Source organism: Desulfosporosinus sp. FKA, assembly GCF_002196785.1.
In the GTDB taxonomy this organism is placed as follows: Bacteria; Bacillota; Desulfitobacteriia; order Desulfitobacteriales; family Desulfitobacteriaceae; genus Desulfosporosinus; species Desulfosporosinus acididurans.
Genome location: NZ_NAHZ01000028.1, coordinates 361,491 through 376,220 on the forward strand (window position 1 = coordinate 361,491; position 14,730 = coordinate 376,220).

General features: G+C 37.8%; 17 protein-coding genes. All 17 read right to left on the reverse strand.

Features of this window, described 5'->3' with window-relative positions; translation table 11 throughout:
• Window positions 1-6 precede the first annotated feature (6 nt).
• Window positions 7-1,032, reverse strand: coding sequence for a pseudaminic acid synthase (gene pseI / locus B5771_RS12275; protein ID WP_088187750.1), 1,026 nt, complete (start codon window positions 1,030-1,032; stop codon window positions 7-9).
• Window positions 1,033-1,143: 111 nt separating this feature from the next.
• The gene (pseH, locus tag B5771_RS12280) at window positions 1,144-1,698 is read right to left on the reverse strand and encodes a UDP-4-amino-4,6-dideoxy-N-acetyl-beta-L-altrosamine N-acetyltransferase (RefSeq protein WP_172408259.1); all 555 of its coding nucleotides are present in this window, start codon (window positions 1,696-1,698) and stop codon (window positions 1,144-1,146) included.
• A 1-nt stretch (window position 1,699) separates the two neighbouring features.
• The gene (gene pseG / locus B5771_RS12285; protein WP_207652689.1) at window positions 1,700-2,815 is read right to left on the reverse strand and encodes a UDP-2,4-diacetamido-2,4,6-trideoxy-beta-L-altropyranose hydrolase; all 1,116 of its coding nucleotides are present in this window, start codon (window positions 2,813-2,815) and stop codon (window positions 1,700-1,702) included.
• Window position 2,816: 1 nt separating this feature from the next.
• Window positions 2,817-3,659, reverse strand: coding sequence for an AAC(3) family N-acetyltransferase (locus B5771_RS12290; RefSeq protein WP_088187752.1), 843 nt, complete (start codon window positions 3,657-3,659; stop codon window positions 2,817-2,819).
• A gap of 23 nt (window positions 3,660-3,682) precedes the next feature.
• Complete coding sequence (locus B5771_RS12295; protein WP_088187753.1) at window positions 3,683-4,426, reverse strand: SDR family oxidoreductase; 744 nt, start codon at window positions 4,424-4,426, stop codon at window positions 3,683-3,685.
• Window positions 4,423-4,650, reverse strand: coding sequence for an acyl carrier protein (locus B5771_RS12300; RefSeq protein ID WP_088187754.1), 228 nt, complete (start codon window positions 4,648-4,650; stop codon window positions 4,423-4,425). The genes B5771_RS12295 and B5771_RS12300 overlap by 4 nt, the downstream gene beginning before the upstream one ends.
• A gap of 14 nt (window positions 4,651-4,664) precedes the next feature.
• Entirely contained in the window at window positions 4,665-5,729 is a 1,065-nt protein-coding gene (locus B5771_RS12305; RefSeq protein WP_088187755.1) for a 3-oxoacyl-[acyl-carrier-protein] synthase III C-terminal domain-containing protein, read from the reverse strand.
• On the reverse strand, window positions 5,719-5,958 hold the full coding sequence (locus B5771_RS12310; protein WP_088187756.1) for an acyl carrier protein: 240 nt from the start codon (window positions 5,956-5,958) through the stop codon (window positions 5,719-5,721). Before B5771_RS12310 ends, B5771_RS12305 begins: the two co-directional genes overlap by 11 nt.
• 1 nt (window position 5,959) lies before the next feature.
• Complete coding sequence (locus tag B5771_RS12315) at window positions 5,960-6,787, reverse strand: GNAT family N-acetyltransferase (protein WP_088187757.1); 828 nt, start codon at window positions 6,785-6,787, stop codon at window positions 5,960-5,962.
• The gene (locus B5771_RS12320; RefSeq protein ID WP_088187758.1) at window positions 6,787-8,319 is read right to left on the reverse strand and encodes an amino acid adenylation domain-containing protein; all 1,533 of its coding nucleotides are present in this window, start codon (window positions 8,317-8,319) and stop codon (window positions 6,787-6,789) included. Before B5771_RS12320 ends, B5771_RS12315 begins: the two co-directional genes overlap by 1 nt.
• Before the next feature lie 41 nt (window positions 8,320-8,360).
• Complete coding sequence (locus B5771_RS12325) at window positions 8,361-9,089, reverse strand: glycosyltransferase family protein (RefSeq protein ID WP_207652690.1); 729 nt, start codon at window positions 9,087-9,089, stop codon at window positions 8,361-8,363.
• Window positions 9,090-9,187: 98 nt separating this feature from the next.
• Window positions 9,188-9,736: a UDP-4-amino-4,6-dideoxy-N-acetyl-beta-L-altrosamine N-acetyltransferase gene (pseH, locus tag B5771_RS12330; RefSeq protein ID WP_088187760.1), complete on the reverse strand. Its 549-nt coding sequence runs from the start codon at window positions 9,734-9,736 to the stop codon at window positions 9,188-9,190.
• Window positions 9,737-10,097: 361 nt separating this feature from the next.
• Window positions 10,098-11,036 (reverse strand): GDP-mannose 4,6-dehydratase, encoded by a 939-nt coding sequence (locus B5771_RS12335; RefSeq protein ID WP_088187761.1) that lies wholly within the window; start codon window positions 11,034-11,036, stop codon window positions 10,098-10,100.
• Window positions 11,037-11,039: 3 nt separating this feature from the next.
• On the reverse strand, window positions 11,040-12,050 hold the full coding sequence (locus tag B5771_RS12340) for a UDP-N-acetylglucosamine 4,6-dehydratase family protein (protein ID WP_088187762.1): 1,011 nt from the start codon (window positions 12,048-12,050) through the stop codon (window positions 11,040-11,042).
• 63 nt (window positions 12,051-12,113) lie between these two features.
• A complete protein-coding gene (locus B5771_RS12345) occupies window positions 12,114-13,982 on the reverse strand; it encodes a 6-hydroxymethylpterin diphosphokinase MptE-like protein (protein ID WP_088187763.1) in 1,869 nt (622 codons plus the stop codon).
• Window positions 13,983-13,999: 17 nt separating this feature from the next.
• Window positions 14,000-14,269 (reverse strand): hypothetical protein, encoded by a 270-nt coding sequence (locus B5771_RS12350; RefSeq protein WP_088187764.1) that lies wholly within the window; start codon window positions 14,267-14,269, stop codon window positions 14,000-14,002.
• Window positions 14,270-14,273: 4 nt separating this feature from the next.
• Entirely contained in the window at window positions 14,274-14,681 is a 408-nt protein-coding gene (fliS, locus tag B5771_RS12355; RefSeq protein WP_088187765.1) for a flagellar export chaperone FliS, read from the reverse strand.
• Window positions 14,682-14,730: the final 49 nt, after the last annotated feature.

Consider the following 14,730-nt stretch of genomic DNA (forward strand, 5'->3'; position numbering starts at 1 on the left):
CCATACTTAAAACAATTCCCAGGAAAGCGGTGTTCCCCTTTTTATTGCTTGTGAAGCGGTCTTGCCAAGAACTAATTCGTAGAACTTCGGTTCTAATCCATATCCAGGCCTTATCGCGCGTATTGTCTCTTTGGTAAACAGTTCTCCTTTTTCCATATCCTTCACAACATAAAGCGACCGTCTGCCTTCCAATTTCTCATTACCCGTCGGGCCATAGTAGATATCCCCCAGCGCCTGCCAAGCTTGATTGGCCTCATATACGAGTTGTTTCATCTCCTTCGGTTCGAGGGAAAACGCTGAATCTACACCTCCATCGGCACGACATAATGTAAAATGCTTTTCAATAACTTTAGAGCCCAAGGCTATGCTTGCAATGGCAGCTCCCATGCCTAACGTGTGATCAGATAAACCAACGTTACAATTAAATAATTGAGCCATATGTCCAATTGTCAGCAGATTGGAGTTCTCTGCCTTGGCGGGATAGGTGCTGGTGCATTTTAATAATACTATTTCCGAACATCCATTCATCCTGGCAGTTCGAACCATTTCATCTATTTCGCCGACCGTCGCCATACCGGTTGAAACAATCATCGGCTTACCTGTCTGGGCAACTTTTTTGATAAGATTGTAATCAGTCATTTCAAAGGATGCTATTTTATATAAGGGAACATTTAGACTTTCCAGAAAGTCAACAGCCGTTTCATCAAAGGGAGTGCTGAATCCAATAATCCCTAATTCCCTGCAGCGATTAAATATAGGCTCATGCCATTCCCACGGGGTATAAGCTCTTTGGTATAATTTGTATAAGGACTGACCTTGCCATAAACTCGCAGGATCGCTGATATAAAATTCACCCTCGTTGAGGTCCAAGGTCATTGTATCTGCAGTATACGTCTGCAACTTTAATGCTTGTACACCGCTTTCGGCCGCTGCTTCAACAATCGCTAAGGCCCTATCTAAAGACTGATTATGGTTACCGGACATCTCAGCAATGATAAATGGTTTATTAAATTTATCTAGAAAGCTAGTCATTTTTTAATATCACCTCTACCACCATAACGTTTTTCAAAGAAAACTCTGCTACGTATATTGTTATAACATTAATTGCAAAGAGTTTTAACCAAAATTACTTAACATATTACATTAAAGTTTAAAGATATATTTCCGAATATGTTCACGCTTCATCTTCCAGTCATCAGCAAAAAGGGACATAAGTACTAGATTTTCATACTTTCCATTTTTTAAAATATGCTCAGACAGGAACCCTTCCTGTCTATATCCGAAGAATTTATGCAACATGATAACCCGCTTATTAAATTCAAATACATATCCCCATAATTTCCGCATTTGGAGTTTTTCCACAGCATACTCTAAGATAAAAAACTCAATTGCCAAACCAACATCTACCGGCAAGCCCTCCTGTTCTCCAAGATATAATCCAGAGGAACAGGTAGCACTTCTAGTATCAATATCCGTATAACAGATATACCCAATAGGCCTGTTGTCAAATTCGAAAATAAAGTTTGCAGCCACGCTGCGATTTTTGATACTCTTAAACCACGCACGATGTTCATCCATAGTAATGATATGGTCAGTAAACATTTTAGAGCGAACATGCTCTGAGTTTCTCCAAGTCAACAATCGTTCCAAGTCAGTTTCGTTTATTATGCGCATCCTATAGTCACCGATCTCGAACATATTACTTCCTCCAAAATTCAACAATAATTCCATCTTTATATTCGGCATCGGCAATACCAACTAATTTTTTGGCCTTTAAACTCATTTCTTTAAGCAAGTCAGGTCTTGAAATAGCACTCTTCAAGTGCTCACAAAGTTTTTGGCTATCAATATCGTCATGCCAGCCTAAATTAATGAATGCTCCATAAGGTGATAATTCCTCTATTCCTTGACGTTGATTATCTGCTAGAACAATTATCAGCGCCGGTAAGCCTAAAAAGCATCTTTCCCAAGTCGCTGACCCGCCGGCACCTATAGCAAGATCTGACTTAAGCATCAATTTTGCCATATAATTTACTTGACAATAAAATTCAACATTTGATAAGGTCTCACATAATTCTTGGGTTTCCTTTTTATACAGATACCCGTTTCCCACAACTACATCAAAATGAATGTCAGGCCGATCAAGTTGCTTAATCGCACAAACTGTCTTTTGGGTCTCGTTTGTTGGATCACTTCCGCCAAAAAAAACCAGCACATTCTGAACATATCCATCTCGGGATGGACGTTGAAATTGTGCCTCAAAGAATTCTTCTCTAAGCAACAAATACTTTGGCCCTAATAACTCCTTACAGTGCGCCGGTAACAATCCGTTGTAACGTTGACCCATGTCAGTATGAAAGTTTTGATCTAATAGGATATCGCAATCATGCCGTCTATTAGCTAAATCATCGATTACACAAATTTTTTTTGCGTTTTCTCTTATCCCCTTTTCCCACTTTTCATCGAGAGCATAATGGTCTACAACTACCCAATCCAATCGTCCATATTGTCTAAGTATTTCTTGCGTAGATGCAAGATCCTCATTCCAGTTGTTTTTTAGGTTAACAATAAAGTCTTCCACCGAGTCAGGCATTGAGTAATAATTCATAGGCAGAACATGAATCATAAAGCCTTTGTCTTTTATGAGCTGCATCATATGCCCCGGATAGTCACGGCAAATAAAAACGACGTCTGCTCCCGATTTTCTTAATCGTTCAGCTAGAGTCAAACAACGCATAACATGTCCGGAACCTAACATTACTGCTGAATCAACTCGAATTGCTACTTTCATATGCTCCACTTTCTCATAAATCATTTTATAAAGCAACCATATTCGTAACAGAAAACTCTTTGTCTAATATCTTAGGATAAGGTCTGTCAAGCATATAATTAATATTTCGATGGATTTTCTCACATAAAGTCTCATAAGCAATGGACTCATCTACAGATGAAATCGAACTATCACCGCAACTAACTTGCTTCATCATCTTATTATCCACTAGAAACCTTTCAAAATCGTTGCGACGAGTTGGAACCACGTCTTTATATCGTACAAAAAGTTTATATGTATCAGTATATTGCCGATCACCATCAACAATAGTACCAGTAAAATCACGATCATATCGATAAGGAACCGATAAACGTTCTTCAATATAATGTGTATAAGTAAAACATTTCCCAGCACTAACACCAAAAAACAAAAACTTTACATTCTTTCTTGAATGCAATTTATCGAAGGTACTTTTTGACCCAACAGAATCATAGCCTATTCCTGTGACCAAATCCTTGTCTTCACCAATTAGGGCTACAGACATTAATGGATCAATCGAGCGGACTGCAAAAGGCTGTTTACGAACAAATTCATTGAGAGCCCCCATCTGCGACTTGGAGTTTTTTACATCATAGTTCTGTCCATTACAGAAACTAAACGTAAACGTAGGAAAACAAATTGTTTTTACACCAAGCCCCATGACTGTTTCCAGTACGAGATGTAACATATCTGATTTTTTCAGTGCAAGATTTGGCATTCCAAAAGACATATCGGAATGAATAAATAGTATCTCGCTTTTATGGGCTTCTACCTCAATAAGTTTCTTGAGAAGATATTCATTACTAATCCAATGACCATCTTTAGCCTGAAACAGATCAATTTTTCTCATAGTTCCACCATCTCTAAATATTCTTAATGGGCAGTTCTACCACCGTCTACTATCATCTGCTGCCCCGTAACCCATCTGGCGTTATCAGAAAGAAGGAATTCGACTGCATTTCCGATATCTGTCACATCGCCAAATCCAAGTAAATACTCTTCCTGAAGTCTATTTATATAGTCCTTGTTTTGGAAGGTTTTTTCAGACATACCAGTTTTGATCGCTCCGGGTAAAATCGAATTAACTCTTACATATGGGGCAAGTTCAACTGCCAATGACTTCATAAAAGAATCGAGAGCACCCTTACTTGCACAATATATACTCTGTCCCTTAGCTCCATATTTGCTATAAATACTAGAAACAAAAATAATATTTTTTAACTGTCCATTATTATACTTCTTTTTTGTTAAAACTTTTGTTAACTCAAAAGCTGAAAAAAAGTTAATATTCATCATAGTCTGTGCAGCTTGCAGACTAACGAGCCTGGAGGGCATTACGTGAACAACCCCTGCCGAATGGACAAAATTATTCACATGTCCCGTATGTTGCACAAGAAACGTGCTAAGATCTGCCTCAATATGATTTATGTCAGACAAATCATAAGCCCAGATCAAATGGTTATCGCTGTTTGAACAATTAAGTTTTGTTCTCTCCAGTTCTTCAATATTTCGGCCATGCAAAATCAGATTATGATTTTGCGATAAGATTTGAGCAATTCCTCGACCGATACCTGATGATGCCCCCGTTACTAAAGTGTACAAGTTTGCACTCGTCATTCCTTAGAACCCGCTTTGGACTTCACAATATCTTCTAGATCGCCAATAGTTTTGACCTTATCAAATTCCTCTGTAGTAATAAGCACACCAAACTCTGAATCAATTGTAGATAATGTCACCAGGAGACTTAAGGAATCCCAATTGTCGAACTTTCTAATTTCGTCCTCTCTTTTAACCGTTTCGACCTCTAAAATTTCTGCCATTTTGTTGTATAGTTCTTGCATGATTAACCCCTCCATTAAAAATTTATCATTTTACAGAAATCAAGCTGGCTTAAATCCATAACCATTGAGCTCCATGTTAAACCAACGCCAAATCCAGCCAGGCAAACCCGATAGCTATTGTTTAATAGTTTATCACCCAAGTTAAAGGTTATATTTGTAGGTATCGTCACACCGCTGGCATTTCCAAAGTTCGATACTATGTTATTTGGCATTTTTTCATAAGGAATTCTAAGCTTATCAGCAAGCTTTTCCAGCATAAATTTATTAGGCTGGTGAAATAAGTAGAAATCCAATTCTTCTTTATTGATTCCTGAAAATCCTAGAAGGTCTTCAATCATTGGCGGTACTTCAGTTTGGACAAAATTGAATACGGCGGCACCGTCCATTTTCAGGTTATCCTGACTTCTGAAATTGTTGTCACCAACATCTTCCATGACTGAAGTCTCAGACGTTGATGGAGTTCTGAAACCACCAGCGGGAATAATAAGAGCAGTATGATTTTTCCCATCCATTTTAAGGTTTGCGTAAGTGACTGTTTCTGCATCACTCTTTTCAACAATAGTAATCGAGGCAGCGTCGCCTATCAGAGGCCAACTATTTCTGTCTTTTGAAGATACTTTTCTGCTTAAAACATCTCCATTGATCAGGACAACCTTATTGATTGAATCCTGCTCAAGCATTAAAAAGGCCTGAATTAAACCGATAACAAAACCAGCGCAGCCCTGATTAATATCAAGGCAAAACATATCATTTTTCAAATTCAAACGGGATTGGATGACATTACTTGTAGCAGGCATAAAGTAATCCGGCGACTGGGTGACCAAAATTAGGGCATCGATGTCTTCTTTTCGCAACAGCCCCTGATCAAAAAGATATTGCAAACCATGAACTGCTAAATCCGAAACACACACTTCACCTTCAACAATTCGATGTTTTTCATACCCCATGATCTGTTTTAACTTTAGTGATTTTGCTAAAGGGAAATTGAAGTTTTTCATCTCATCGACATAATTAATCTCATTTGCAGGAATCACTGTTAATATTCCAGTTATCTTCTTATTATGAAATTTAAGATTCATCCCGCACCCCACACTTGCGCAATAAAAATTCTATACTGTCTATATTGCAAAAATTTTCAGGAATAATATCAATGCCCTCAATTGATATTGAAAAATGTTGATCAAGTTCTGTTACTAAAGTAATAATATCAAAAGAATCAAGAAATCCCTCCTCAATAAAATTAATACCATCTGAAAAATCAAATTCTGGCCTTAAATTAGAGAGAATTTTTAGAATCGACTTTCTCAAGTTAAGTCACTCCTCTTTGAATTAATACTTTGTCATACAAACCGTCCAACTTATATCCATAATGTTCATATTTATTTATAGCATTAATATTGTCAGAAACTACCCAAACAATAAATCGTCTTATATTTTGGCACATTTGAAAATAGAACTTTATTAACTTTCCTCCGATTCCTTCATTTTGGTATTTGTCAATGACAATCCAGTATCTCAAAATCGAAGTTTGGCCAATATTATTAAAATATAGCAACCCCAATATTTTATAATTGGATTTATATAGCAAAATATTGCCATTATCAATTTCTTGATAAATTTCATTCAAATTGGGGATTTGTTCACCGTACTTATCGAAATTATTGTTTAGGATTTCAGAAATAGTCTGTCCATCGATTTCAGTTGCAACCTTGATGTTATTCATCATGGGCCTATCCGCATATAAATTCGAATTAAGGGAAGAGTTAATTTTAAACATTCTTTGCAAATGGAGATGCTCATCAAAACCTTCGGCTGCGAATTCCTTTCCTAAATCATCAAGATCAGGCGATTTACCAAGCAAATCGACTACTACCACATTTCTTCGTACGAAATTAATATTTTCGAGAAAACTAAAATCAGTATCTTCGTTCACAAAAAAATACATATAATAAAAATCAGCATTTTTCCTAAAGAGCAGCATTGCTCCTTCATATTCAATAAGAGTTAATTCTTTTTTACTAATCCATAATGCAAGTTTATTTAGATTAACCGTAAAATTCGTTCTTGTCCTTTTCGAGTTCATTTTTACTAAATTAATAGCGTTGAAAACGTCAAGACTATCAGCGACAACTTTCATTAACTTTGAAACAACCTTTCTGTTAATCTTTGACGATCAATTTTACCATTAGGATTTCGAGGCATTGATTCTAGATGATAATAGACTGTAGGAAGCATATATTTGGGCAGCAATTTCGCAACTTCTTCTCGAATAAGTGCAGGAGGAACCTCCTGGTTAGATTCATAAAATAAAGTAATTTCTTTCTTTTCCTTATTGTACAATACACAAGCGTTCTTAATTGTTTCTATACCCAAAATGATATGTTCTATTTCAGGTAACTCGATTCTATATCCTAAGTGTTTAATCTGATAGTCCTTTCGACCGCGGAACATAATTTCACCATGCTCATTAATTAACCCTAAATCACCGGTTCGATAAATAATTTCAGGATAATATTTATTTAAGGGATTTTGCACAAATGCCCTTGCGGTTTTTTCGGCATCATTCCAATAGCCCATTGCCAATGAACCACCGCGTACACATATTTCGCCTTGTTCATTCACTTTTGCTCTTTCATTATTTTCATTTAGGATTAAGATATCTGTGTTTTTAAAAACATATCCTATAGGCAAAGGTTCTTCATCGTTGAAATCCCTTTCAACTATGTAGTAAAGACAATCAACCGTTATTTCAATGGGGCCATATAAATTTACGAACATTGCATTTGGAATGTTTCTTCTCCAGTAATTAAAGTGTTTTGTTGAAAAAACTTCCCCCGCAAACAGAGCTTTCTTAATACAGCTCAGATCGCAATTTGCTAAAAGATCAAAGTTCGCTATAGTCACCATAATCGTTGGCACCCAAAAAATGAAACTCACTGATTGTTTAACGAGGAACTCCACCAACTTTACAGGAAATACTGCTAATTGATCCGGAATTATTACAATTGTGGCCCCTTTGGCCAAACTCAAGTACAACTCAAGTGTATATATATCAAAATAGAAAGGCGATAAACTTCCTATAATCTCAGTTCCATCAAGTTGTAATGAGTCAACTGCCTGATCTATAAAATCAATGACACTTCTATGATTAATGACAACACCCTTTGGTGTTCCGGTAGATCCTGAAGTATTGATAATGCAAAGCGGATCAGTATCTATTATTGAACTCACTCGATCTAGGATTAATTGGTTGCTGTAATCAGAACCATCTTGAAGAGACGTGTCAATATCAATTATTCGGCTAGGTTCTATCCCCAATGACAGTAACGTTGGTTCTAGCTCTTTTGAAGTAATTATTAAAACAGGCTCAATGTTCTTTATGATATTTTTTATCCTCTCATTTGGGGACTTTATATCTAAGTTTGTATATATATTCCCACTATATATAATGCCTAAGTTTGCAATTATAGTTTTATAACCTTTAGGTAAAAAGACAGCTATTGGAGATTTTATAAGATTAAACTTATTGATTACCACGCTTGCCAATTTTTTGGAACTAGTCTCTAACTCCTTAAATGTTAATTGCCTTGTACCATCAATGACTGCAATCTTATTTTGGCAATCAATAAGCGGTCCCATTTCAAGGTATTCAATTACATTAATCTGCATAATATATCTCCTCATTTTTAAACATCTGCTTAAAGAAGGAACTATTCTTTAGGATTCTTCTGCTTAATATGGCTATTTATAGCCAATAACTCACGGTTTTCGTCCATCAAATTAATTATCTTTCTTAGATTAAGAGTTTCATGATTCAACATTTCATAAATTCTTCTAATGAGCTCAATGTCTTCTAGAGTATCAACTGTAAGCCTATAATTCGGGCGATTCATCCATGACGGCGGTTCAACTTTTTGTACTTGAAACTTCTCAGGGTGCTCATACATGTGAATCGTCACATGTTCCCGCTCATAAGGTTGATGAGCAGTTTCATACGTGAGCTTCAGGGCTTCAAACGTAAATACCTCTCCTGACAGTCCCCTGGGCAATCGGGTTCCATCAAAAGCTATATAATCCACTTTCTTTTGGCAAAGTTCATGAATAAGCAAATCAATTCCTTCAAAATCCACCAGAGGACAATCTGCCGTCACTCTTATGACAATATCAGCCTGATGCTGCTGAGCGGCTTGATAATACCGGGACAAGACATCTAATTCGCTGCCCCGAAAAACTGATGTTCCTTTCATATCACAAAAGCGGGCGATTAAATCATCGTCGGGCTTGGTACTTGTAGCAACCACTATTTCATCGATCTCTCGTGCAAGCTTTAAGCGATCAAGGACATGTTCTAGCATTGGTTTTCCAGCTATGTCCATTAATACTTTACCTGGTAATCTTTCCGATCCCATTCGGGCCTGAACGATACAGACAATTTTCATCGACAATCCGCCTTCCCCAAATAAATCTCTATTAATAAACTACCTAAAATTCGATATTTAGGACAAAATGTAGTAATTAGTAATATATTTTCAATAATTTAATACTTAATTTCATATAAGTTTAAATTATGTCTTTCCCAATCATTTTTAAAAAGGGCAAAATAAACAATATCTTCATACCTGTCATTTCTCCATATATGTTGAATAAAACGCCCCTCTTCAGAAAAACCCAACTTTATATGGAAATTAATACTCCGTAAATTGAATGCTAACACTTCACTGCAAAGTTTACGGATTTTGAGATGATAAAAAGCAAATTCAACGCCAAGTAAACCCATTGTTAATCCCGTACCTGGCGGTAAACCCTCTTCACCAAGATAAAATCCCCACTTGCACCTTGCACTCTGACTATCAATATCTGTAAACTTTACTAAGCCAAGTGGTTTCCCTTCAAATTCAAATATCATGTACCTAGAATTGGCATTGTCCGCTTGTATACGTTTAAACCAAGCAAAATGTTCCTCCCTCGTAATAATATGATCCAAAAACATGTTTCCTCGAACTCTGTCAGAATTCCGCCAACATAATACTCTCTCAAGATCACATTTTTCTAAGGGGCGAAGTTGGTAATCACGGTATACTCGCATGGAACACCAACATCCTTTTGTATAATCTCGATTTTCCCAAATCCACTAAAATACAATTCGTAAAATCTTTTCTTTCAATGGATACTTTTTAGTTACAATTCGTTATGCCATTCATTTTCCTGTGAGCGAATAACTTAACATCTTATCCAAGGCATGAACAACATCTTGAACAACAAACAGATGCCAGGAAGACAAACCTTCGGCATCATGAGGCGGAAGCGAAACCCCTTCTAATGAGGTGAAACTTTCTACTTATTGATCAAACTGCAAATACTGCCCCATGTAATACTGCAGTTCCATTGGCAAAAGCAACTGCATAATTTGCACACCGGTTTTCCGCCATATCATGCTAAGAGCTCGTTCATAGTTGAGATGCCATCCAGTCTTTCATTTTCATCAAACCTTCTTCTAAAGATACTTGAGGCTCCCACCCTAATAATCGTTTTGCCTTTCTCGAATCGCATAACAATTTTGGAATCTCGCTCTGGGGATGAATATGTTTTATATGTTTAATTAAACTCGGATCTTCACAGATTTTAGCGGCTAATTCATTAATAGTTATATCCTGCCCCAGTCCAGCATTGACAATTTGCCCGTTAACACTCTCGGAAAGGCCGGCTGCCACAACAAAACGGGCACAATCCTCGACATAAAGTAAATCTCTGGTTTGTTCACCGGAGCCATAAATCCCTAACGGCTCACCCTGGAGAGCCTTGCTGGTAAAAATACTGACAACGCCGCCTTCCCCGGTAGCCTTCTGCCTTGGTCCATAGGTATTGAACGGCCGAATGACCACAGACGGTAGACCGTAAGCATAATAATATGATAAAACCATATTTTCACCGGCAATTTTTGAACCAGCATAAGGGGAAGCCGGTTTGATCGGTGACAATTCGCTTATTCCTTCTGCACCTATTGCTTTATCATAAACCATACAAGTACTCATAAACACCATTTTAACGTCATACTTACGACATTGCTCCAGCACATTAAACGTCCCGATCACATCATTTTTAAACGTTGTTTCTGGGTCATCAATACTGTCTTGAACATTAATACTGGCGGCCAGATGGAAGCACACGTTAAATTCATTTGCGAATAACTGCTCCAAACTATGCTTATCTTGAATATCGCCCAGCACAAAACCCTTAAACCGAGGATGATTCATATATGAGCGTATATTCTCTTCAGTGCCATTGGCCAAATTGTCCAAAACCCAAACCTTATGCCCTTCCCGCAATAACCGTTCCACTACCCAAGAACCAATAAATCCCGCTCCTCCAGTCACCAAAGCCTTCACTAATTATCTCTCCTTTAAAAGTTCCGCTTTAATCAGACTCCGTATCTCGTCAAGAGTAAGGGTTTGTCCACTTTTTGAGCTATAATTACCTTCAGGAGCCTTCTTAATTTTTTGCTTGGCAGATAACTTGCCGCCAAAGGGTGCAGGAATAGCATACATATGAGAATATTCATACGCATTTCTAGATTCCTCAAAAGTCATAAGTTCCTCATACATTTTCTCTCCCGGTCGAAGTCCGATTTGCTGAATTTCAACCTCACTAACTCTAATTCCGTACTTCTCACAGACAAGATCGATTATAACTTTTGCTAAATCTCCTAAACGAACAATCGGCATTTTGAAGACAAATACTTCACCACCATCAGCAAGCTGCATAGCATCCATCGTCAAACGCGTTGCTTCTGAAACAGTCATCATAAACCGGGTCATATCCGGTGATGTCAGAGTGATTTTCCTTTTCTCCCGAATTTGCTGTTCAAAGAGCGGAATCACTGATCCTCTCGAACCCATAACATTACCAAAACGCACTGCTGAAAAAGCTGTTGCTCCAGACCCCTTTTGATATTCGGCTGCAACAATTAAACGCTCCGCCATCAATTTTGTTGCTCCCATAGCATTTGTTGGGCTAATCGCTTTATCGGTACTTGTGAAAGTAACCTTCTTTACTCCCGATTCCAAGGCAGCTTGAATAACATTTTGGGTACCGACAACATTAGTTTGCACCGCTTCAAAAGGATTGTATTCACAGGCAGGCACATGTTTCAAAGCTGCCGTATGAAAAATATAATCAATCCCCTCAAAGGCTCGGACAAGCCGAGAATAATCTCGTACATCCCCCAATAAGAAGCGTAGATTCGGAGTCCCTCTGAATTCCTGCTGCAATTCAAATTGTTTAAACTCATCCCGGCTATAGATGCGAATCACTTCTGGATTTTCCGGAAGCAATGTTTCTAATAAGGACCGTCCTACAGTTCCTGTTCCACCGGTGATTAAGATTCGCTTCCCTGTAAACACTTGCTGAACTCCTCCCTAGCTTCTATATTTTAGTTATATTCGATTCCTTAAGCATTAGCGAACTTATGATCTCAATAACTCATCATCTTTATCAAATTCAAGAAGCGCATCTTCTAGTATAATTTTAAGTTTTACCAGAAATTCATTTAAATCCGCAAACATATCTCTTAATAATTTCGCTTTCTTAAGAACCATTTCCTCCGAATCATTATCCATTAAACCATCGTTTAGGTTAATATAATCTCCCATCGTTCTGATGAATTCGGATCTAAAAGCAGAATAGATCCAGTTATTACCCAGAATTTTATAAGCTGTTTCATACATTTGATCTAAATATCGTTTCTTAAACTCTAAAGAAACGTCAGGATCATTAACATAATCATATAAATCAGAGGCTTTAGTATAAACTAATTGATCTATACTCAGTTTCTCAATCCGTTCCACAAACGACTTCTTAACCTTTTCGACATTATCTTCAGGCACAATATTCTGAGATACCGAATTAAGCCAATCGACAAAAGAATCCTTCTGTGAGGAGTCGACTCCTACATGTTTTTCTAAGGCCTCCCGCAATGTTAATTGAACCATACCATTGATTTTAGCCCCGCCTTCCGTGGCGTTGATGACTAAAGTCGGAAAGCGCTCTAGAAAAATTTCAAACCAATCTCTGAACATTCTCCAAGCCAGAGTCGAAGGCACCTTTTCCCCATAATAACCTTCTAAATAGACCACTTGATCCTCATTCTCTAAATTTGCTTTCACAGTATCATAGACACTTCCTGAACTATGGGTTCGCCCTTCTTCTCCAAAGGCGAGATCTTGACCTATCAAAATGATAGCCGGAGCCCCAATTAAATTTGCAAAGTTAAAAGCAAAATGTGTCACAGATAATCCCATCGCCAAAGTGCCACTATCTAATGCCTGAGCTAATTCGTTTTCGAAATATTCTCCTCCTCCGTAGACAAACAAATGATGCTTAAACAGCCTTGCGCTCCGCGTATCAACAACAGGATTGGCAACAAAGGCAATGGATTCCGGAATAGGTTCATCTCGTTTGTAATGACATTCTGGAATAAGCGGCGTTCTGTCGACACTAAAAGTAGCATCCGGTATAATTCCATAATCTAATAATTTATTAAAAACGGTATTTACGCAGAAAATCGTAACCCGATCTTGCCATTCTTTAAGTACCGCAATATTCTTTGTCAAAGACGGCCCCGCCAAAACAATCACGACTGGTTTGCCCCATGTATTGGCAATGTTTCTGAGTGAAGGATTTTTGACGAGATAGGGTATATGCGCAACAAAATTGTTCAGCCCCCGGACAGTCCACCCTATGTCTACCCCTATTGCATGCCGATGATATTGAATCACTCCGAATACCAGACTTCGTATTTCTTTTACAGTTTCATATTCCGTACGGTATTTCGGTGCAAAATATATGAACCCCATTCGCTGGATTTTGAGCAGCACTTCTCCCATAATAATAATGCCGTCAAAAATTGCCCGAATTTCCGACGGCTTTCCAAAAGCCAGGACAACTCGCCCTGTTGCCAGTATTTCTTGAAAATCGATGACATGCATAGCCGCCCTCACGATATCCCAATCCGTCTCTAAAACAATAATCAGACTTGAGGGTGGAGTTCGATCTAACAGTTCTATTAAATGATAACCAAGACCTAAGCCAAATAAAAAAATTGCACGATAGGAGGTAACATTGTCTTCACTAACGATCAACTTAGCGGCCTCCGACAAAGGGTCATAAGCACTATGTAAGAGAATTTCTTGACCCTCGATCCTTTTTGTCGCCGTATAGTAGCCTGTCTTTCCCGAAAAAAGGCTGACCGTGGAAGTTTCCAGAGGCTGATTTAAAACCTGTTCTTCAAATCCTTGAGTAATAAGAAAAGCTAAATTCTTTTCATAAAAATTCATCTTAAACCCATCCCCGTTCAGTCTTTTAACAAAGGTTTTACTTCAAAGATAAGTATATCCATTAGCCGAACATAATCTTTTGTCTCCAAGCTCTTCGAAGCCTGTAACAATAACTGTCGAATCGTCTCTTGAACGCGGACAGTCATTTCTTGGATCATGCACTCCATTTTCTGAAATAAAGAATCAAGTTCTTTGAGCGCAGCTTCATCCTCATTGCGGATAAATAAATTACGAATATAATCCAAAGTTAAAAACAAATCTTCTTTAAGTTGATCATTCATCTGCATTGTTTCATTCCCCTGTCCGCAAATGTTCTCTATGCACTATCTTCGCAGCCTCAGCCCAAGTCTCACGAAAAGCCCGCAGAAAATCCTCAACTGGTTGAAGACGTTCTGTGCTTTTTTCGACATTGGCCAAAAGTACTTCCCTTTGATAAAAATCATAGAGTTTGTGAAGATTAGAAGCGACTTCTCCCTGATTCATATCCAAAGATATCTTCAGTTCTATAAAAGCGTCCTGAAGTTTCCCTAACCATTTATTCGCCGTTTCAAAGTCTTGCTGTTCCAGAGAAAATCGGGCCTGATTAAGGAAACGAATCGCTCCATCAAATAACATTAGTAATAATTTTTCCGGGGAAGCTGTTGCTATGGAAGTCTGTCTATAGGCTCCGTAAGGATTGTTTGTTGTAGTATTTTGCACGATAGAGCGATTCCTCCCTTAGAAATAATTTCAATGTAATCGTTCAAAG